Below are 17,745 nucleotides of genomic sequence, written 5' to 3'. Positions count from 1 at the left end.
CGGGGCTGGAGTCGATGTGGCTATTTCTGCAGAACTGCCCGGCGTCATTTCCGACCAGGGCAAGAAAGCTACCTCTCGCGCCAAGCGAGCCACTTCCAAGACCGGCGCAGCGCATTCCGACGCTGCCGCCGGTCTTGCTGTTTCCGGGGAAGGAACAGCAAGCCGGGAGGCCGCCCGAAGCTACGTGATCGACACCTCCGTGCTGCTTTCGGACCCGCGGGCGCTGCTGCGCTTCGCCGAGCATGAGGTGATCCTGCCGATCGTTGTCATCACCGAGCTTGAAGGCAAGCGGCACGACCCGGAACTGGGCTACTTCGCCCGCAAGGCGCTGCGCCTGCTCGACGACCTCCGGGTGGAGCACGGCGGCCTGGACCGCGCGATCCCGCTGGGCAACGACGGCGGCACCCTGATGGTCGAGATGAACCACATCTCTGCCGAGGTGCTCCCGGCCGGATTCCGCGGCGGCGACAACGACAGCCGGATCCTCGCCGTCGCCAAGAGCCTCGCCAACGAGGGCCGCGACGTGACCGTGGTGTCCAAGGACCTGCCGATGCGGGTCAAGGCCTCCGCCATGGGGCTGCTCGCCGACGAATACCGCAATGAGCTCGTCAAGGACTCCGGCTGGACCGGCATCGCCGAGATCGACGCCGCCGAGGACGAGCTGGCCACGCTCTACGGCCACGAACCGGTCTTCATCCCGGCCGCGGCCGAACTTCCGGTGAACACCGGCCTGGTGCTTCTCTCCAACCGCGGCTCCGCCCTGGGCCGGGTCGGAGCCGACAAGCAGGTCCGCCTGGTCAAGGGGGACCGGGACGTCTTTGGCCTGCACGGACGCTCGGCCGAGCAGCGGCTCGCGATCGACCTGCTGATGGACCCGTCCGTGGGCATCGTGTCCCTCGGCGGGCGGGCCGGCACCGGCAAGTCCGCGCTGGCCCTGTGCGCCGGCCTGGAAGCCGTCCTGGAACGGCGGGAGCACCGCAAGGTAATCGTGTTCCGGCCGCTCTACGCCGTCGGCGGCCAGGAACTCGGCTACCTGCCCGGCTCCGAGTCCGAGAAGATGAACCCCTGGGCGCAGGCCGTCTTCGACACCCTGGGCGCGTTGGTCAGCGAGGAAGTGGTGGAGGAGGTCATGGACCGCGGCATGCTCGAAGTCATGCCGCTCACGCACATCCGCGGGCGTTCACTCCACGACGCGTTCGTGATCGTGGACGAGGCGCAATCCCTCGAGAAGAACGTCCTGCTCACCGTGATGAGCCGGATCGGCCAGAACTCCAAAATCGTGCTGACCCACGACGTCGCCCAGCGCGACAACCTCCGGGTGGGACGGCACGACGGCGTGGCAGCCGTCGTCGAAACCCTCAAGGGCCACCCGCTCTTCGGCCACATCACCCTCACCCGTTCCGAGCGCTCGCCGATCGCTGCGTTGGTGACGGACATGCTCGAGGGGGCGGAGATCTAGGCCGGCTTTCTTCGGGCCGTGGTTGGGTTCGCCGTGGTTGGGTTCGCCGTGGTTGGGTTGGCCCGCCACGGCCCTTTCGCCGTCGCTTAGACACGTCCCATCGGCCCCGACGGTCGCGGGCGACCTCTGGGGGCCGATGTGCCGCGATGCGCGACTACGCGAAAGGCCCGCGGCGCGGCTGGCGAGCTTCCCATCTGCGCGGGGCTGCAAATTCGCCTCGGGTTATCCGATGCCCAGGAACTTCGCGGTGGGGTCGTGGCCTTGGACTTCCAGGGTCCAGTCGGGGCGTTTGAAGGTATCGGGGGTGAGGCGGACCCGTTGGGAGTCCTGGAGTTTGCCGCCCCAGTTGGCGCGGGTGATGCCGTTGAGCTCGTAGCCGAGGGAGCGGGAGACGCCGAGCGACCGCTGGTTCCAGGCCGCCGCCTCGGATTCGGCGACTTCGGCGCCGAGCCAGTCAAAGGCGTAGAGGGCGACGGCGGCCCGCATTTCCTTGCCCAGTCCGCGGCCCTGGACGCTTTGTCGGAGCCAGGAGCCGGTGCTGACCGTCTTCAGGGTGGCGAAGTCCTTGGCTTCGACGTCCTGGCAGCCGACGAACTCGCCGTCGTGCCAGACGCCTAGCAGCAGGGTCCATTCCTGCGGGGACATATTCCCGCGGCAGCGCCAGTACCACTGCGCCATGTTCGGGCCGAGCTCCCGGGCCGGCATTTCCGCCCAAGGCCGGCTGAACGGGCTGCGGCCTGGTTCGTGGACGCCGCTCAGGGCTGCCTGCACCGCGGCCGGGATGTCCTCGTCGCGGATGGGCCGGAGCGTGAGGCGGGGCGTGGCCAGCGAGAGGGCGAACGGGGGCCAGTAGGAGTCGGGCGCGGTCATCCCGGAAGCCTAACGGCGGGGCGCGGTGGCCGCCAGTCACACGCCGACCCTGGCGGGGAGCGGCACGGACACGGCAAAATCCAGTAGCATCCGAGGGTGATCCATCGACTCGGCGAACTTGGGGGAGCCGCCCCGCTGGCCTTCTGGCTGGCGCTGCTGGCGTGCGCGTACTTCGCCGTCATGGCTGCCCGGCTGACGGTCATCGACGTGCGGCACCACTTGCTGCCCAACCGGATCATCTTTCCCTCCTACGCGGTCGCGGGCGTGCTCCTGCTCGGCGCAGCCGCGGCGCAGGCGGTGGCGGGGGTCCCGGCCGCAGCGTCAGCGTCAGCGTCAGCGCAGGACGCCGGGGCCGGGCTGTTCGGCGTGCCGGGGCTCCGGGTCGTGGCCGGCGGGGCCGTCCTCTGGCTGTTCTATTTCATCCTGCGGGCCGTCTATCCGCCGGGGATGGGCTTTGGCGACGTCAAGCTCGCCGGCGTGCTGGGCATGTACCTCGGGTTCCTCGGCTGGGGGCAGGTCTTTGCCGGAACGTTTGCGGCGTTCCTGTTCGGGGGACTCTGGAGTATGGCGTTGCTCGTTTCGCGGCGCGGAACGCTGAAGTCGGACATTCCGTTCGGCCCCTTCATGCTGGCCGGGACTGCGGCCGCGATGCTGCTGCCCGGAGGTTAGGCTGGCGGGATGGCCACCCCTGAATTCATCCTGAAACTGCGTGAGAAGATCGGCCAGGAACCCCTCTGGATTCCCGGCGCCTGCGCCGTGGTCTTCGACGACGCCGGCCGGGTCCTGCTCGGCCAGCGCGCCGACAACGGCCGGTGGGGCCTGATCACCGGGATCCTGGAACCGGGCGAGGAGCCCGCGCCGGGCCTGCTGCGCGAAGTCCTGGAGGAAACCGGCGTGGTGGCCGTTGCCGAAAGGCTGGTCTCGGTGGACGCCGTTGGTCCCACCACCTACCCGAATGGCGACGTCTGCCACTTCCTGACGCTCGTGTTCCGCTGCCGTTATGTCTCCGGGGAGGCGCGAGTCAACGACGACGAATCCCTCGCCGTGGGCTGGTTCCGGCCCGAAGAATTCCCCGAGCTGATGCCCGGGCATCTGGAATCGATCGAACAAGCCCGGGATCCGGACGGCGCGGCGCACTTCCGGAGCTGACGTAGGCCGGTCCGCCCGGCCGGACCGCGGACATGATTGTCAGAGCCCGGCCATAGCCTGATTCCATCCAGCTCTCCCAGCTGGCGACAGTGGCCCGGGCACGCCCGGGCCGGGAACGGGGAAGCATGACAGATTCAGCACTGACGCACGTATATGTCCTCCTGGACCGCTCCGGTTCCATGGGCTCCATCGCCGATGACACCGTGGGAGGCTTCGCGGCTTTCGTCCGCGAGCAGCAGGCGGTGGCGGGACGATGCAAGCTTTCGCTGGCGCAGTTCGACGACGTCTACGAGCGGGTCTACGCCGCGGTGGACATCCGGGACGTTCCGCCGCTGGTGCTCCAGCCGCGCGGCAGCACGGCCCTGCACGACGCCATGGTCCGGCTGATCGGGGAGGCCGGCGCTGAGCTGGCGGCGCTGCCCGAACCGGAGCGCCCGGGCACCGTGCTCGTGGCCGTGCTCACCGACGGCCACGAAAATGCCTCACGCGAGGCCAGCGGTGCCATAGTCAAGGCCCTGGTCGAACGCCAGCAGCACCAGTGGGGCTGGCAGTTCACCTACCTTGGGGCCAACCAGGACGCCGTCCTGACGGCGCACGGGCTGGGCATCCGGGCCGAGGACGCCCTGACGTACGCGGCCGGCAAGGTGGACGCCGCCTTCTCCGGCCAGTCCGCCAAGACCCGGCGGCTCCGGGAAGCCCGCATGGCGGGTGCCAGCCTGGACGAAGCCGCTGCCTACTCTGCCTACACCGCGGAGGAACGCCGCGCCGCGGGAGGAGAGGTGCCGCTGGAGTAGCACCGCCCGCCTTTCGGATGAGCGCCGTGCCGGCTAAACGCACGACGGCGGCCGGCGCCTTCCGCTGGGAAGGCGCCGGCCGCCGTCGGACGCTACGGGCCGCGGAGCCCGGCGACTAGGCCTTGTGCGGCGGACGCGTCATGGACATGACGTCCAGGGCGGTGTCGAGCTGCTCTTCGGTCAGCTCGCCGCGCTCCAGGAAGCCCATGGCCACGACGGTCTCGCGGATGGTCAGGCCCTCGGCAACTGCCTTCTTGGCGATCTTGGCGGCGTTCTCGTAGCCGATGAACTTGTTCAGCGGCGTGACGATGGACGGCGAGGCTTCGGCGAGGAAGCGGGCGCGCTCCACGTTGGCGGTGATGCCATCGATCATCTTGTCCGCCATGACGCGGCTGGTATTGGCCAGCAGGCGCACGGATTCGAGCAGGTTGGCGGCCATCACGGGGATGCCGACGTTCAGTTCGAAGGCGCCGTTGGTGCCGGACCAGGCGATGGCGGTGTCATTGCCGATGACCTGGGCGCAGACCATGATGGAGGCCTCGCAGATGACCGGGTTGACCTTGCCGGGCATGATCGAGGAGCCGGGCTGCAGGTCCGGGATCGCGATTTCGCCGAGGCCGGTGTTGGGGCCGGAGCCCATCCAGCGGAGGTCGTTGTTGATCTTCATGAAGGAGATCGCGATGTTGCGCAGCTGGCTGGACGCTTCGATCAGGCCGTCGCGGTTTGCCTGGGCCTCGAAGTGGTCGCGGGCCTCGGTCAGCGGCAGTCCGGTGTCGGCGGCGAGGAGTTCGATGACGCGCTCCGGGAAGCCTGCCGGGGTGTTGATGCCGGTGCCGACGGCGGTGCCGCCCAGCGGGACCTCGGCGACGCGGGGGAGGGAGGCGTTGATGCGTTCGATGCCGTAGCGGACCTGCGCGGCGTAGCCGCCGAACTCCTGGCCGAGGGTGACAGGGGTAGCGTCCATGAGGTGCGTGCGGCCGGACTTCACCACGTCCTTGAACTCGATCGCCTTGCGGTCCAGCGAGTCGGCGAGGTAGCCCAGCGCCGGGATCAGGTCGTTGATCAGCGCCGAGGTGGCAGCCACGTGGACCGAGGTCGGGAAGACATCGTTGGAGGACTGCGAGGCGTTGACGTGGTCGTTCGGGTGAACCACCTTGTCGCTGCCGGCTGCCTTGAGCGCGCGGGACGCGAGCTCGGCGATGACCTCGTTGGTGTTCATGTTCGAGGAGGTTCCGGAACCGGTCTGGAAGACGTCGATCGGGAAGTCGCCGTCGTACTTGCCGGCGGCAACCTCATCGGCGGCGTCCGCAATCGCCTGGGCAAGCTCGCCGTCGAGCACTCCCAGCTCTGCGTTCGCCTGGGCTGCAGCCTTCTTGACACGGGCGAGGGCCTCGATGTGGGCGCGCTCCAAGGTCTTGCCGGAGATCGGGAAGTTCTCGACCGCGCGCTGCGTCTGTGCCCGGTACAGGGCGTTCACGGGAACGCGGACTTCGCCCATCGTGTCGTGTTCAATGCGGAATTCTTCAGTGTTCAAGTCTGCTGTGGAAGTCATGGGCCTAGCTTATTCCGCCCAAGCGTCGCACCGAAAACCATGAACCGGCACTGAAACGAGGCCCCTAGAGCTCACCGATCCCGGAGACCAGGTCTGCCCGGCCCTCGGCGAGGCTGTACGCAAGCCCGATCACGGCGGCACGGCCGCTTCCGACGGCGTCGGAAATCACCCGGGAACTGTCCACCAGGCGCTGCGAGGTCTGCTTGACGTTCTCCACCACCATGTCGTTGACCTCGTGCTGGTCGTTGCGCAGCGAGGTCAGCACCGACGGCGTGATCCGTTCGACCAGGCTCCGCATGAAACCAACCGGCATCTGGCCGGTCTCCACGGCGTCCTTGGTGGCGATGACGGCACCGCAGCTGTCGTGGCCAAGGACCACGATCAGCGGCACACCGAGCACGCTGATGCTGTATTCGAGCGAGCCGAGCACGGCGTCGTCGATCACCTGGCCCGCGGTCCGGACGACGAACGCGTCGCCGAGGCCCAGGTCGAAGATGATTTCGGCGGCCAGGCGCGAGTCGGCGCAGCCGAAGATGACGGCGAACGGATGCTGGTTCTCCACCAGGGAGGACCGCCGCGAGGCGTCCTGGTTCGGGTGCGAGGATTCGCCGGCGACGAAACGGTCATTGCCTTCGCGCAGGCGGCGCCAGGCGAGGGCGGGAGTCAGGTAAGTAGCCACGGCCCTACCTTACGACGCCGGGGTGGCCGAGGGGGAAACCGTGGCTGCCGCGTTACCTTCCAGCGACTTAACAACCGCCGCGGCGAGCACCGAGAATTCTTCCAGCTGCGCGGGCCCGGTCAGGATCACTGTGGTCCCGCGGTAATCGAGCACCATGGACTTCTCGCCCTTGCCGGTGTCGCGCAGCTGCCAGTCGCGGCCGCCGGCGGTCCGCGTCCCGGTCACCGGCGCGTTTTTCGTCTGCTGCAGCAGCCAGGTCGGGTTGGCCTGCCGGGTCTGAACCAGCCCGATGAAGGACTCCTTGGGCGTCAGGTAGCCGACCTCCCAGGTGGCCACGCCACTGCCGGAACCGGACTCCCAGCGGGCGTAGTTCGAGCGGAATGTGTCGCCGGTTTCCGGGGTTACCGGTGTGAATCCCGCCACACCCGCGGCGTTTTGCGCGATGGCGCTGACGTTGATGTCCGGACGGTACCCATCGCTCTTGGGCGAAGGGTTCATCAAGACCACCGGCAGGAACGCGCCAATGCTCAGGGCCAGCGCGATGATCATACCGATCACCGAGGCGTTGGCCCGCTTTGCCGCTGCGGCGCGGATGACGGGCTTGACGGGCTGTTCGCCGGCGGCGCTTTCGCCGTCCGGCGTTGCACCAACGGAGGGCGATCCGGGGGCCTCGGGCGACGTGTCCTGCAATTCATTCACCCCTCTATAGTCGCCCATTCCGGACCGATCTCACATTCGGCGGGAGGGCGCCTGCCGAATTCGGGCAGGTTCACGGTTTGGTCATTCCATGACCGATGGAGGCCGCCGCGACTATGATCAGTACCAGACGAATCACCGCGGTGGCCGGAGACCCGATGCCGCGGGTTCAATGATCGCCACTCGAAGAAGAGGTTCACGTGTCACCAGCGTCCATGACCCAGAAGTACTCCACGCTTTCCCCGTCGCTCGCCGTCGGCATCGACGAGCCTGACCGCAACCTTGCCTTGGAGCTGGTCCGCGTCACGGAGGCCGCGGCCATCGCCGGCGGCCACTGGGTCGGTTTTGGCGACAAGAACAAGGCCGACGGCGCCGCCGTCGACGCCATGCGTTCCTTCCTGCAGACCGTCCACTTCAACGGCGTCGTGGTCATCGGTGAGGGCGAAAAAGACGAAGCCCCGATGCTGTTCAACGGCGAGCGTGTCGGCGACGGCACCGGCCCCGAGTGCGACGTCGCCGTCGACCCGATCGACGGAACCCGGCTGACCGCCCTCGGCATCAACAACGCCCTGGCCGTCCTGGCCGTGGCCGAGCGCGGCTCCATGTTCGACCCCTCCGCCGTGTTCTACATGGAGAAGCTCGTCACCGGTCCGGAAGCCGCCGACATGGTGGACCTGCGCCTGCCGGTGAAGCAGAACCTGCACTTGATCGCCAAGGCCAAGGGCGTCAAGGTCAACCAGCTCAACGTGATGATCCTGGACCGGGACCGGCACCGCCCGCTGGTCGAGGAAATCCGCGAGGCCGGCGCCCGCACGAAGTTCATCATGGACGGCGACGTCGCCGGCGCCATCGCCGCGGCCCGTGCCGGTACCGGCGTCGACGCCCTGATGGGCATCGGCGGAACGCCGGAAGGCATCGTCGCCGCCTGCGCCATCAAGTCCCTCGGCGGCGTCATCCAGGGCCGGCTCTGGCCCACCAGCGACGAAGAGAAGCAAAAGGCCATCGACGCCGGACATGACCTGGACCGGGTGCTCTCCACCAACGACCTGGTCTCCAGCGACAACTGCTACTTCGCGGCTACCGGAATCACCGACGGCGACCTGCTCAAGGGTGTCCGCTACTCCAAGGACAAGGTCCTCACCCAGTCCATCGTGATGCGCTCCAAGTCGGGCACCATCCGCTTCGTGGACGGCGAGCACCAGGCCAGCAAGTGGGAAGGCTACGCCCGCAAGAGCTAGCACCAGCGGCACTCAAGAGATCCCGGGACGCGCCCTGCGTCCCGGGATTTCTTATTTGTGCGGCAGTCCGACGTCGGCTTGCCGGGCTCTCGCCGGCATTGGATAGGGTGGAGCCATGACTTGGCTTGTTACTGGCGGCGCAGGATATATCGGTTCCCATGTGGTCGCGGCTTTGCGCGCGGCGTCGATGCCATCGGTGGTGGTGGATTCACTGTCCAGCGGGCACCGGGAATTCGTCCCGGACGGCGTGCCCTTTGTGCACGGGAACATCCTCGATGCCGAGCTGATGGCCCGCACCATGCTCGATCACGGCGTGACAGGGGTGATCCACCTTGCCGGCTTCAAGTACGCCGGTGTCTCCGTGCAGGAGCCGCTGCTCACTTATGAGCAAAACGTCACCGGAACGGCGGAACTGCTCAAGGCGATGGAGCTCGCCGGAGTCGACAAACTGGTGTTCTCTTCCTCCGCAGCCACGTACGGCACCCCGTCCGGGGACATCGTCACCGAGGACACGCCCACCCGGCCGGAATCCCCGTACGGCGAGAGCAAGCTCATCGGCGAGTGGCTCATCCGGGACCAGGGACGGGCCCGGGGACTGCAGCACACCTCGCTGCGTTACTTTAACGTCGTCGGCTCCGGATCACCCGAGCTTTACGACACGAGCCCGCACAACCTTTTCCCGATCGTGCTGCGGGCGCTGACGTCGGGGAAGACCCCGAAGATCTACGGCACCGACTACAACACCGAGGACGGCACCTGCGTGCGCGACTACGTCCACGTCGCCGACCTCGCGTCGTCCCACGTGGCCGCGGCCCAGGCCCTCGCAGCGGGCCGGACACTGGAGCGTGTCTACAACCTCGGATCCGGCGACGGCCTGTCGGTCCGGCAGATCATGACGGCCATGGCTCAAGTGACCGGCATCGACTTCGAGCCGGAGATCGGGCCGCGCCGGCCCGGGGATCCCGACCGGATCGTCGCCGACGGGACCCTGGCCGGCCGAGACCTTGACTGGAAGATGCGCCACTCTGTCGAGGAGATGGTCGCCAGCGCCTACGAGGCGCAGAAACGCGCGGTTTCGGCCGGAAGCTAGCGCTACTTACCGAGCCTGGCGCGCAGGCCCTTGAGGAGCTGGGCGGCCTTGCGGGCGAGCTGGTACGCGCCGTAGCGGACCTTCTTCACCGGCAGGTCCCAGGTTCCGGGGTACGCAATTTCACGGCCGCCAAAGGATTTCTTGAACGCCGTGAATCCGGCCCACTTATGGTCGGGCTGGTCCGCGGGGGCCACGCCCCAGAGGTCCACGTGCGCCAGGCCCTTGTCCTTGGCATCGGCCATCAGCGTGACCAGCAGCGGAATACCCGCGCTGAGCTTCCGGTGCGTGTCATCCAGGGCGGCGTGCGCATAGGTGCGGGTGTCCGCGGAGTCGTAGGCCAGGGCCGCAGCGATCGGCTTGCCCTCGAGTTCGGCGATGAAGAGCGTGGCGGCGCCGGCCGGCATCAGCGAACGTGCAACCTGGGTCAGGTACTCGTCACTTTGCGGCTTGAAGCCGTTGCGTGCCGCGGTCAGGTGCAGGAACTCCAGCAGCACGGAAATCTCCGCGGGATCCTGGCTGGACCGGAAGGTCACACCCTTCTTATGGATGTTGCGGTACAGGTTGCGGTTGACCGGCTTCATGTCCGCCAGGACGCCCTTGAAGTCGCGGTCCAGGTCCACGATCCAGCTCAGTTCGGGCTGCAGGTTCGCCGGCGCGGGCCGCAGGCCGCGGCTGCGCAGCACGGTGCCGGCGTCGGCGGCCGCGAACCCGGCGCTGACCGGTTCCAGCCGGATGCACACCGCCCCGCACCGTTGCGCCAGCGCCGTCAGGGACTCCAGCGCGGCGTCGAAGGCGGCTAGGGACTCGGCCAGCGGCCCGTACGGCACGTACAGCACCTTCCCGGCAGGGTTGCGTTCCTCGACGGCGAGGAAACGCCAGCCCTCCCCGGCCTGCTCGTGCACGGTGCGGCCCAGGGCGCGCTGGACGTCGGCCCAGTGCGGGCCCTGCAGGAAGTAATCCACGGTTCAGGCCTTCATTCCGGTAGAGACGGCAAAGGCCACGGCGGGCCCGGTGGCACCCGCGACGGGGTGCACGTTGACCGGCGCCTCGGCGGCCGGGAGGAATGCCGAAGCGCCCCGCTCCAGCTGCAGATCGCCCTTGGGGGAGTCCAGCAGGATTGCGCCGGACACCACGATGATGACCGCGGCGCCGGCCTGCGCCAGCGGCACGGGTTCCGCGCCGGGGCGCAGTTCCACCCGCTGCAGCGCGAATTCCTGGAACGGCGGCCGATAGATCTCCTGGCCGAGCATCGTCGTCTCCGCGCTGAGCGCCGGCACGCCGACGGCCTCGAAGGCGATCGTCTTCAGCAGTTCCGGCACGTCCACGAATTTCGGTGTCAGCCCGCCGCGCAGCACGTTGTCCGAGGACGCCATCACCTCGATGCCGAGCCCGTGCAGGTACGCGTGCACATTGCCGGCGGGCAGATACACGGCCTCGCCGGGGGCGAGGGAAATCCGGTTCAGCAGCAGCGAGATCAGCACGCCGGGATCCCCGGGGTAGTCCTGGTTGAGGTTCACCACCGTGGTCAGCTCCGCCCCGTGCGATGCCATGGGCGCGCCGGAGACCAGCGCGGCGACGACGGCGGCCGTCGCGGCGGCGACGTCCTCGCCGCCGGCGATCAGCCGCTCGAAGGCTGCCCTAAGGGCCGCCGGTTCGTCGGACCGGGCCAGGTCTTCAAGCAGCCGGGGGAGCAGGGCCGGGACGTCCAGGCCCGCGACCTCAAGGCACTGCACCAGGTGTAGGAACACGGTCCGCGACTCTGCCGCCGGCCGGAACCCGCAGAGGGCCTCGAACGTCGTCAGGGCGAAAATCATCTCCGGCTTGTGGTTGTCGTCCTTGTAGTTCCGCTCCGTGGCGGCCCGGTCGACGCCGGCAGCCTCCTCGCGGGCGAACCCGGCCCGCGCCTGCTCCAGCGTCGGATGCACCTGCAGGGACAGCGGGCGTTCGGCGGCAAGAACCTTGAGCAGGAACGGCAGCCGCGGACCGAAGCGGGCCACGCTTTCGCCGCCCAGATGGTGCTCCGGGTCGCTGGCGATCAGCTCGTCCAGGGCCAGCCGGCCGCCGTCGCCGTCGGCGGCTGCTGCGGTGACTGCCAGCGACGGGGAGTCCGGGTGGGCGCCGATCCAGAGCTCGGCCTCCGGGCCGCCGGAGGCCGGCCGGCCGAGCAGACCGGCGATCGCGGTGGTCGATCCCCAGGCGTAGGGCCGGAGGACGTTCTCAAGTTCGTACACGGAATACCTATCTGCTCATGGCGAGCTGGTGGCTGGAACCTGCTGGAGGGACGGAACAACCGTCCGGACCTAGAGTGGCGCGCACTGGCCGTTGGTGGCCACCAGATTGCGGATGGACTGCTCATCGCCGTTGCGTTTGAAGTCGTTGAGCATTTTCTCCGTGATCGGCTCGCCCTCCGGCGTGGTGGTCACGGGGGTGAAGTCCGACGACGACGGCGACGGCGAAGGCTCGGTGGCTGAGAGTGCTCCGGCCGCGGAGAGCGGTCCGGGCACCAGGGCCGGCTGGCGGATGGAGTCGTCGGCTGCCCCGGCCGCGGGAGCGGGGCCGAGCAACTTGTCCACCGCCTGGTGGATCTTGTTGAAGTCCGGCACCGTGGAGAAGGAGGCGTCGAAGTCCGGCGGCCCGATCGTCAGCCGGCTTACGGGCTGGCCCTTGGACTTCATCGCGAGGTCCACGAAGCTGCCGAGCTGGCTGGCGGAAATGTTGGAGTCGACCACCTTGGTGCCGGCCTTGACGATCCCCTCGAATTTCGCGAGCAGCGTCGCGGGATCCATCTGCTTGAGCATCGCCTGCTGGACGCACTGCTGGCGGGCGATCCGGGCGTAATCGTCGACGAATTCTCGGGAGCGGCCGTACCAGAGGGCGTGATAGCCGTCGAGCTTGTTGTCGCCGGCCGGGATCCAGCCCAGCGGCATGCCGTGGATTCCGTTGGCTTCGTCGATGGTGGGGCCGCTGATCGGGACCCACCCGCCGGCCTTGATCCGGATGCCGCCCATGGCGTCGATGAGTTTGGCGAAGCCGTCCATGTCCACCAGCACATAGGCCTGGACCTTGATGCCGAGGGTGCCGGAAACCGCCTCGAGGGTGGCTTGGGCGCCCGGGTCCTGCACGCCGGGGTAAAGATCCTTGTACTTGTTGGTGACCTCGGTGTTGATGGCGTTGATGAGGCACTCATTGCCGCAGTCGTAGCCGTCCGGGTAGATCTTCCGCATCGGGGAGCCCTCGCTGAACTGCGCGTTCTGGAGGTTGCGGGGGATGGAGATGATCGCCGCCTTGCCGGTCTTGGCGTCCACGCTGATCACGGACAGGCTGTCCGGGCGGCGGCCGGTGCGGTCCGCCCCGGCGTCGCCGCCCATCATCAGGAAGTTGTAGCGGCCTTCGGACGGCTCCATGGCCGGGCCGTTGGCGAAGATCGTGCCGATGGCGTCCCGGCCGACGTTCAGCAGGTACGCCGCGTAGCCCAGGCTGCCGCTGCTGAGCAGCATGGCCAGCACCAAGGTGGCGACGACGGCGGTGCGCGTCCCGGTCTCAAGCAGCACCGGGCGGACCAGGCGCAGCGTATTCAGGAACAGGGCCGCCCAGCCGAGGGCGAGCAGCGCAAGCACGATGACCAGCACCAGCGAGGTGGGGGGATTGGCGATGAAGTTGATCAGCGTCGGGCGGGACACCACCAGCAGGACCAGGGCCGCGATGACCAGGACCCATGCGGTCAGGGTGACGCGGAGCGCGAACCGCCCCAGCCGGCGGTTGCCCGCGACGGTCTGGGCGCTGCCGGGGACCAGCAGCGTCATCAGGATCAGCAGGAAGGCGCGCTTGGCCAGGACCGGCGACGCCGCTCCGGAGGGGTAGCGGACCGGGTCCGTCAGGGCGCTCCGTGGCGGCTGCGACTTTTCCTGCGCAGCGGCGAAACCTTTGCTCATGTGCTGGACCCCTACCGGCCGCCCCGCGTGACGCTGTTTTCGTCCGAGAAGACTTCGGCCACCTTGCTGCGCAGGTTCGCACCCTTCCGGGTGGCGGCGTCGTTGAGTTCCTGGGCAAACTGCACCAGTTCGGACCGCAGCTGGTCCGCGAGGGCGTCCGTGCCCGAGGCCAGCATCCGGACCGCGAGCAACCCGGCGTTGCGGGCGCCGGCGATCGAGACCGTGGCCACCGGCACACCGGCGGGCATCTGAACGATGGACAGCAGCGAGTCCATCCCGTCCAGGGTCTTCAGCGGCACGGGCACGCCAATCACGGGCAGGGGAGTCACGGAGGCGAGCATGCCGGGGAGGTGTGCTGCGCCGCCGGCGCCGGCGATGATCACGCGCAGGCCGCGTTCATGCGCGGTCTGCCCGTAGCGGATCATCTCGGTGGGCATGCGGTGGGCGGAGACGACGTCGGCTTCGAAGGGGATACCGAATTCGGCCAGCGCCTCGGCGGCGGCCTCCATCACGGGCCAGTCGGAGTCGGACCCCATCACGAGGCCCACAATCGGGGCGGCCCCGTTGCCGGAGTTCCGGGAAACGGAGTCTTGGGCTTCGGTGCTGGCGTTCACGCGTTCTCCTCGGGGTTCCCCGGGGCGGCGGCATGCGCCCGTCCGTCCCGGATGATGTTGGCGACGGTCGCGGCCCGCTGCCGGACGGAGTCGACGTCGGCGGCAGAGGCCCCGACCAGATTGACGTGCCCGATTTTGCGGCCAGGCCGCACGGCCTTGCCGTAGCAGTGGACTTTGGCGGCCGGCTCACTGGCGAGGGCCGCGGGGTAGGCGGAGAACAGGTTCTGGTTCGCGCCGCCGAGGAAATTCTTCATGACCACCACAGGTCCCAGCAGGTCGGTGGCTCCCAGCGGCAGGTTCAGGATGGCGCGCAGGTGCTGTTCGAACTGGCTTGTGACCGAGCCGTCCTGCGTCCAGTGGCCGGTGTTGTGCGGACGCATGGCGAGTTCATTGATCAGGAAGCCGGCGCCGACCCCGGGGGTTTCGAACATCTCCACGGCCATGACGCCGGTGACGCCGAGCTCGTTGGCGATCCGGACGGCGGCGTCCTCGGCCGCGGCGGCAACCTCCAGCGGGATGTCCAGGGCGGGGGCGATGACTTCGTCGCAGACGCCGTCGACCTGGACGGTGTGGACCACTGGCCAGGCCCGGGATTCGCCGTCGGGCGTCCGCGCGACCATGGCCGAGAGTTCACGGCTGAACTCCACTTTGGCCTCGGCCAGCAGCGGGCTCATCGCCTCGAACCAGTCGGCCGCGTCCGCGGCTTCGTCGGCGGAGGCGACGATCCGCACGCCCTTGCCGTCGTAGCCGCCCCGCGGCGTCTTGAGCACCACCGGCCAGCCGGCGTCGTCCCCGAAGGCAACCAGATCCTGCACGTCCGCCACGGCGGCCCAGCGCGGGTTGGGAAGCTCCAGCCGGTCGATCGCTGCGCGCATCACCAGCTTGTCCTGGGCGTTGACGAGGGCATCCGGGCCCGGGTGGACGTTGACGCCGGCCTCGATCAGGGCGCGCAGGTGCCCGGTGGGGACATGCTCATGGTCAAAGGTCAGCACGTCCAGGCCGCGGGAGAACTCCAGCAGGTGGTCAAGGTCCGTGTAGTCGCCGACCGGAGCCTTGGCCACGGCCGCGACGGCGGAAACGTCCTCAGCCTCGGCGAGGACACGGAGTTCGAAGCCGAGGGCGGTCGCGGCAGGGGCCATCATGCGGGCAAGCTGGCCGCCGCCAACCACACCGATTACAGGAAAAGTCACATCTCCCAGCCTACCGAACACCTGCGCGGAACCGGCCTTCGCACGCCCGGGCCGCCCAAACAGCCCTCTAAACAGCGGCGTTTTCGGCGCGGTTTGCCGGGCGCCGCCGCGGATTGGGGCCGGCTGGGGGCGCACACCCGGGAAACGGCGCTAAAATGGGCCGTTGGCCATGTGGCCGCCAGATTCCACCAGATTCAAACGGCCATGGAGGGTCATGATTAACACACTTGCAGATCGTGCGCGTGGGCTTGCCTCGCTCTTCTGGCGCGAAGTGGCCAAGTTCGGCGCCGTCGGCGGTGTCGCCTTCATCATCGACAACGGCCTGACGTACTACCTGATGCACGGCGCCATGTCCGACAGCGAGGCGAAGGCCCGCTTCGTCGGCGCAACGGTCGCCACGATCTTCTCCTGGATCGCGAACCGCTTCTGGACCTTCCGCCACCGGCGCCAGGAAAACGTGCTGCGTGAATTCGCCATGTTCGTCCTCATCAACGGCATTGGCATCGGCATCTCCACCGGCCTCACCGCCCTCGCCAAGTACGGCATGGGCATCACGGACAAGAACATGCTTTTCTCCGCCGGCATCGTCGGCATTCTCGTCGCCACGGTGGTGCGGTTCTTCGCCTACCGCTTCCTGGTTTTCAACAAGGAACTCGACGACGAGCCGGAGTTCTCGCACGACCACGAAATCATCGAACGGCACCCGCACGGCCAGGACGCCGTCAGGGTTCCCGGGCAGGGCGTCCAGGACCCGGACGTTCCCGGAGCCGAACCCGACCACCGCTGATCCGGTCCCTCCGCTGACAAGGCCGGCCCGGGTCAGCTCCGGCTGACGCGCTCGTCACTGAGCAGCCGATCGGTCACCGCAACGTGCGGGTGCACCAGCACCACGGAACCATCGCGCTGCCACGCCCCGAGGGACTGCGCCAGGACCGATTCGAGGCCCTCGGCGCCCCGGACCAGCAACCGCTCCCCGCCCTCCGCGGACTCCGCCGCAGGGGCCTTCGCCGGGGCGGCAAAACCCTGCAGCAGCTCGGCGTGGCTGTACGCCCCGCCCGCAGCACCCTGCACGGCCCGGCGGCCGGCTTCCGGGTCCACGTGCGGCATGAAGAAGTCGCCATGGGAGCGCACCTCGGCGGCGTAGTCCACGACGCCGGAAGGCAACTCGCCCAGCCAGCGCATCGCCAGCGCCGGCAGCGCGACCGCCACGACGGCGTCGAACGCACCTTCCGCGGCCGCCGGCCCCGGTTCCGCGGTGGCGAGCAGCTCGGCTTCCGCGGCGTCGAGCACCACCTCCATGCCGAGCTGCCAGGCGGCCAGCGCGAGCACCACGGATTTCCAGTGCGCCGGCAGATCCAGTCTCAACCGCGTTCCCGGCTCAGCGTCCAGCTCGTCCTGCAAGAGATTGCTGGTCTTGGCCACCCAGTTGTCCAGCACCCGGCCTGAGAGTTCCACGCGTTCGGCGTCGGGCCCGTACCAAGTCAACCGGGGCGAGGTCGACTGGCCGGATCGCAGGGCTGTCATCAGTTCGATTGCCGGGATGCTCATGCCCTCATCTTGCCACGGCGGCGGGGGCGTGATCTCGGTCACAGGCGGAGCGGGGACCCGTCCTGGAGGGTGGCAGGGCGGTGGAGGGCGGCGCCGGAAAATCAGCGTAAACGCAGGAGAATCGCAGAAAAAGCACAAGAAAGTGGTCAGCAGGCTGTCAATTCCTTGCCAGCGGGCGGACGGAGCGCGAAAACTCCCGGGCGTGGCGTGCCCCGGCATTCTGACGGGAATTGATTATTATCTCCGCTGCGGCTTGACTCCCGGATACTTACACACGTGTAATTAGGTATCGAAAGCCAATGCGCATCAGGCGGCACACAACCGAGTGTCCGAGGGTCAGGCAAAGGCTGCAAAATCAGAGAGGGAACGCCAATGGGGCTTGCAGAGCGTATCCATGAAGATGAAGTTGTCGCCGGCCAGGCGACGGCAAAATACCGTTCACGCGGGGTGCCGAGTGACTGGTACGTCGACCCGGCCGATCCGGACGCCGCGGAGCGGTACAACGAACACACCCAGGATTCGCTGCAGGACCAGGCCACGGCCTTCCTCGCAGCCCATGAAGCACTTCTGGCGGGGAATCCGGAGCAGGACAATGATCCGCTCGACCCGCCAATGGAACTGCAGACCCTGCACTCCGGAACCACCGCCCAGCCGGTGTGGATCGGGTTGCCGTCCCGGCAGGACTTCGATGACGAAGGCGAGCTCGGATGGCAGACAGACGCACTCTGCGCGCAGACCGACCCGGAGGCCTTCTTCCCTGAAAAGGGAGGCTCCACCCGCGACGCCAAGAAGGTGTGCGGTGCATGCAATGTACGCTCACAGTGCCTGGAGTACGCCTTGTCCAACGACGAGCGCTTCGGCATCTGGGGCGGCCTCTCCGAGCGGGAACGCCGCCGGCTTAGGAAGCGGGCAGTCTAATTCTTCAAGAAGTACG

General features: G+C 68.2%; 18 protein-coding genes. 8 read left to right on the top strand and 10 right to left on the bottom strand.

Annotated elements, in window-relative coordinates; genetic code table 11:
* The first annotated feature begins 16 nt into the window (after nucleotides 1-16).
* Nucleotides 17-1,459, top strand: a complete 1,443-nt coding sequence (locus AC1DB8_RS12885; RefSeq protein WP_476893254.1) for a PhoH family protein — start codon at nucleotides 17-19, stop codon at nucleotides 1,457-1,459.
* 222 nt (nucleotides 1,460-1,681) lie between these two features.
* Here the strand turns inward: AC1DB8_RS12885 and AC1DB8_RS12880 are convergent, their stop codons facing one another.
* Complete coding sequence (locus AC1DB8_RS12880) at nucleotides 1,682-2,329, bottom strand: GNAT family N-acetyltransferase (protein WP_476893253.1); 648 nt, start codon at nucleotides 2,327-2,329, stop codon at nucleotides 1,682-1,684.
* A 96-nt stretch (nucleotides 2,330-2,425) separates the two neighbouring features.
* On the opposite strand from AC1DB8_RS12880, the gene AC1DB8_RS12875 reads away from it, so the two are divergent.
* From AC1DB8_RS12875 to AC1DB8_RS12865, 3 genes are all read left to right on the top strand, one after another.
* Nucleotides 2,426-2,998 carry a prepilin peptidase gene (locus AC1DB8_RS12875; protein WP_476893252.1) on the top strand — a complete coding sequence of 191 codons (573 nt, stop codon included), beginning with the start codon at nucleotides 2,426-2,428 and terminating at the stop codon, nucleotides 2,996-2,998.
* A gap of 9 nt (nucleotides 2,999-3,007) precedes the next feature.
* The gene (locus AC1DB8_RS12870; protein ID WP_441418479.1) at nucleotides 3,008-3,478 is read left to right on the top strand and encodes an NUDIX hydrolase; all 471 of its coding nucleotides are present in this window, start codon (nucleotides 3,008-3,010) and stop codon (nucleotides 3,476-3,478) included.
* 125 nt (nucleotides 3,479-3,603) lie between these two features.
* On the top strand, nucleotides 3,604-4,272 hold the full coding sequence (locus AC1DB8_RS12865; RefSeq protein WP_476893251.1) for a VWA domain-containing protein: 669 nt from the start codon (nucleotides 3,604-3,606) through the stop codon (nucleotides 4,270-4,272).
* A gap of 115 nt (nucleotides 4,273-4,387) precedes the next feature.
* Here the strand turns inward: AC1DB8_RS12865 and AC1DB8_RS12860 are convergent, their stop codons facing one another.
* The 3 genes from AC1DB8_RS12860 to AC1DB8_RS12850 all read right to left on the bottom strand — a co-directional run bounded on the left by AC1DB8_RS12860 (nucleotide 4,388) and on the right by AC1DB8_RS12850 (nucleotide 7,193).
* The gene (locus AC1DB8_RS12860) at nucleotides 4,388-5,824 is read right to left on the bottom strand and encodes a class II fumarate hydratase (protein ID WP_441418477.1); all 1,437 of its coding nucleotides are present in this window, start codon (nucleotides 5,822-5,824) and stop codon (nucleotides 4,388-4,390) included.
* Between the two features lie 64 nt (nucleotides 5,825-5,888).
* Nucleotides 5,889-6,503, bottom strand: a complete 615-nt coding sequence (locus AC1DB8_RS12855; RefSeq protein ID WP_441418476.1) for a carbonic anhydrase — start codon at nucleotides 6,501-6,503, stop codon at nucleotides 5,889-5,891.
* Between the two features lie 9 nt (nucleotides 6,504-6,512).
* Entirely contained in the window at nucleotides 6,513-7,193 is a 681-nt protein-coding gene (locus AC1DB8_RS12850; protein WP_476893292.1) for a DUF4245 domain-containing protein, read from the bottom strand.
* Nucleotides 7,194-7,414: 221 nt separating this feature from the next.
* Between AC1DB8_RS12850 and glpX the strand changes: the two genes are divergently transcribed.
* Together glpX and galE are read left to right on the top strand one after the other, a co-directional pair.
* Complete coding sequence (gene glpX, locus AC1DB8_RS12845; protein WP_175322845.1) at nucleotides 7,415-8,437, top strand: class II fructose-bisphosphatase; 1,023 nt, start codon at nucleotides 7,415-7,417, stop codon at nucleotides 8,435-8,437.
* A 115-nt stretch (nucleotides 8,438-8,552) separates the two neighbouring features.
* Complete coding sequence (gene galE / locus AC1DB8_RS12840) at nucleotides 8,553-9,527, top strand: UDP-glucose 4-epimerase GalE (RefSeq protein WP_476893250.1); 975 nt, start codon at nucleotides 8,553-8,555, stop codon at nucleotides 9,525-9,527.
* 2 nt (nucleotides 9,528-9,529) lie between these two features.
* On the opposite strand, the gene AC1DB8_RS12835 is transcribed toward galE, so the two are convergent.
* The 5 genes from AC1DB8_RS12835 to AC1DB8_RS12815 all read right to left on the bottom strand — a co-directional run bounded on the left by AC1DB8_RS12835 (nucleotide 9,530) and on the right by AC1DB8_RS12815 (nucleotide 15,263).
* Nucleotides 9,530-10,489 carry a lipid II:glycine glycyltransferase FemX gene (locus AC1DB8_RS12835; RefSeq protein WP_476893249.1) on the bottom strand — a complete coding sequence of 320 codons (960 nt, stop codon included), beginning with the start codon at nucleotides 10,487-10,489 and terminating at the stop codon, nucleotides 9,530-9,532.
* Between the two features lie 3 nt (nucleotides 10,490-10,492).
* Nucleotides 10,493-11,758: a mannose-6-phosphate isomerase, class I gene (gene manA, locus AC1DB8_RS12830; RefSeq protein WP_476893248.1), complete on the bottom strand. Its 1,266-nt coding sequence runs from the start codon at nucleotides 11,756-11,758 to the stop codon at nucleotides 10,493-10,495.
* Between the two features lie 69 nt (nucleotides 11,759-11,827).
* Complete coding sequence (locus tag AC1DB8_RS12825; RefSeq protein WP_476893247.1) at nucleotides 11,828-13,459, bottom strand: LCP family protein; 1,632 nt, start codon at nucleotides 13,457-13,459, stop codon at nucleotides 11,828-11,830.
* 11 nt (nucleotides 13,460-13,470) lie between these two features.
* The gene (gene purE / locus AC1DB8_RS12820) at nucleotides 13,471-13,995 is read right to left on the bottom strand and encodes a 5-(carboxyamino)imidazole ribonucleotide mutase (RefSeq protein ID WP_476893291.1); all 525 of its coding nucleotides are present in this window, start codon (nucleotides 13,993-13,995) and stop codon (nucleotides 13,471-13,473) included.
* Nucleotides 13,996-14,069: 74 nt separating this feature from the next.
* Nucleotides 14,070-15,263 carry a 5-(carboxyamino)imidazole ribonucleotide synthase gene (locus AC1DB8_RS12815; RefSeq protein ID WP_476893246.1) on the bottom strand — a complete coding sequence of 398 codons (1,194 nt, stop codon included), beginning with the start codon at nucleotides 15,261-15,263 and terminating at the stop codon, nucleotides 14,070-14,072.
* Between the two features lie 214 nt (nucleotides 15,264-15,477).
* On the opposite strand from AC1DB8_RS12815, the gene AC1DB8_RS12810 reads away from it, so the two are divergent.
* Nucleotides 15,478-16,050, top strand: a complete 573-nt coding sequence (locus AC1DB8_RS12810; protein ID WP_476893245.1) for a GtrA family protein — start codon at nucleotides 15,478-15,480, stop codon at nucleotides 16,048-16,050.
* Nucleotides 16,051-16,082: 32 nt separating this feature from the next.
* Here AC1DB8_RS12810 and AC1DB8_RS12805 read toward each other — a convergent pair whose 3' ends face one another.
* Nucleotides 16,083-16,811, bottom strand: a complete 729-nt coding sequence (locus AC1DB8_RS12805; protein WP_476893244.1) for a TIGR03089 family protein — start codon at nucleotides 16,809-16,811, stop codon at nucleotides 16,083-16,085.
* A 372-nt stretch (nucleotides 16,812-17,183) separates the two neighbouring features.
* Here AC1DB8_RS12805 and AC1DB8_RS12800 point away from each other — a divergent pair, with 372 nt between their 5' ends.
* On the top strand, nucleotides 17,184-17,729 hold the full coding sequence (locus tag AC1DB8_RS12800) for a WhiB family transcriptional regulator (RefSeq protein ID WP_175322802.1): 546 nt from the start codon (nucleotides 17,184-17,186) through the stop codon (nucleotides 17,727-17,729).
* Nucleotides 17,730-17,745 lie beyond the last annotated feature (16 nt).

The sequence above is a fragment of the Arthrobacter sp. 10N410 genome (assembly GCF_056394945.1).
The sequence above is the reverse complement of the archived record's forward strand: the minus strand, read 5'-3'. Positions and strand labels throughout refer to the sequence as shown.

Excerpts from the sequence above, each read along its gene's own strand:
- AC1DB8_RS12880 (WP_476893253.1), bottom strand. The coding sequence starts at position 2,329 with ATGACCGCGCCCGACTCCTACTGGCCCCCGTTCGCCCTCTCGCTGGCC.
- AC1DB8_RS12870 (WP_441418479.1), top strand. The coding sequence starts at position 3,008 with ATGGCCACCCCTGAATTCATCCTGAAACTGCGTGAGAAGATCGGCCAG.
- AC1DB8_RS12865 (WP_476893251.1), top strand. The coding sequence starts at position 3,604 with ATGACAGATTCAGCACTGACGCACGTATATGTCCTCCTGGACCGCTCC.
- AC1DB8_RS12860 (WP_441418477.1), bottom strand. The coding sequence starts at position 5,824 with ATGACTTCCACAGCAGACTTGAACACTGAAGAATTCCGCATTGAACAC.
- glpX (WP_175322845.1), top strand. The coding sequence starts at position 7,415 with ATGACCCAGAAGTACTCCACGCTTTCCCCGTCGCTCGCCGTCGGCATC.
- galE (WP_476893250.1), top strand. The coding sequence starts at position 8,553 with ATGACTTGGCTTGTTACTGGCGGCGCAGGATATATCGGTTCCCATGTG.
- AC1DB8_RS12825 (WP_476893247.1), bottom strand. The coding sequence starts at position 13,459 with ATGAGCAAAGGTTTCGCCGCTGCGCAGGAAAAGTCGCAGCCGCCACGG.
- purE (WP_476893291.1), bottom strand. The coding sequence starts at position 13,995 with ATGGGGTCCGACTCCGACTGGCCCGTGATGGAGGCCGCCGCCGAGGCG.
- AC1DB8_RS12810 (WP_476893245.1), top strand. The coding sequence starts at position 15,478 with ATGATTAACACACTTGCAGATCGTGCGCGTGGGCTTGCCTCGCTCTTC.
- AC1DB8_RS12805 (WP_476893244.1), bottom strand. The coding sequence starts at position 16,811 with ATGAGCATCCCGGCAATCGAACTGATGACAGCCCTGCGATCCGGCCAG.
- AC1DB8_RS12800 (WP_175322802.1), top strand. The coding sequence starts at position 17,184 with ATGGGGCTTGCAGAGCGTATCCATGAAGATGAAGTTGTCGCCGGCCAG.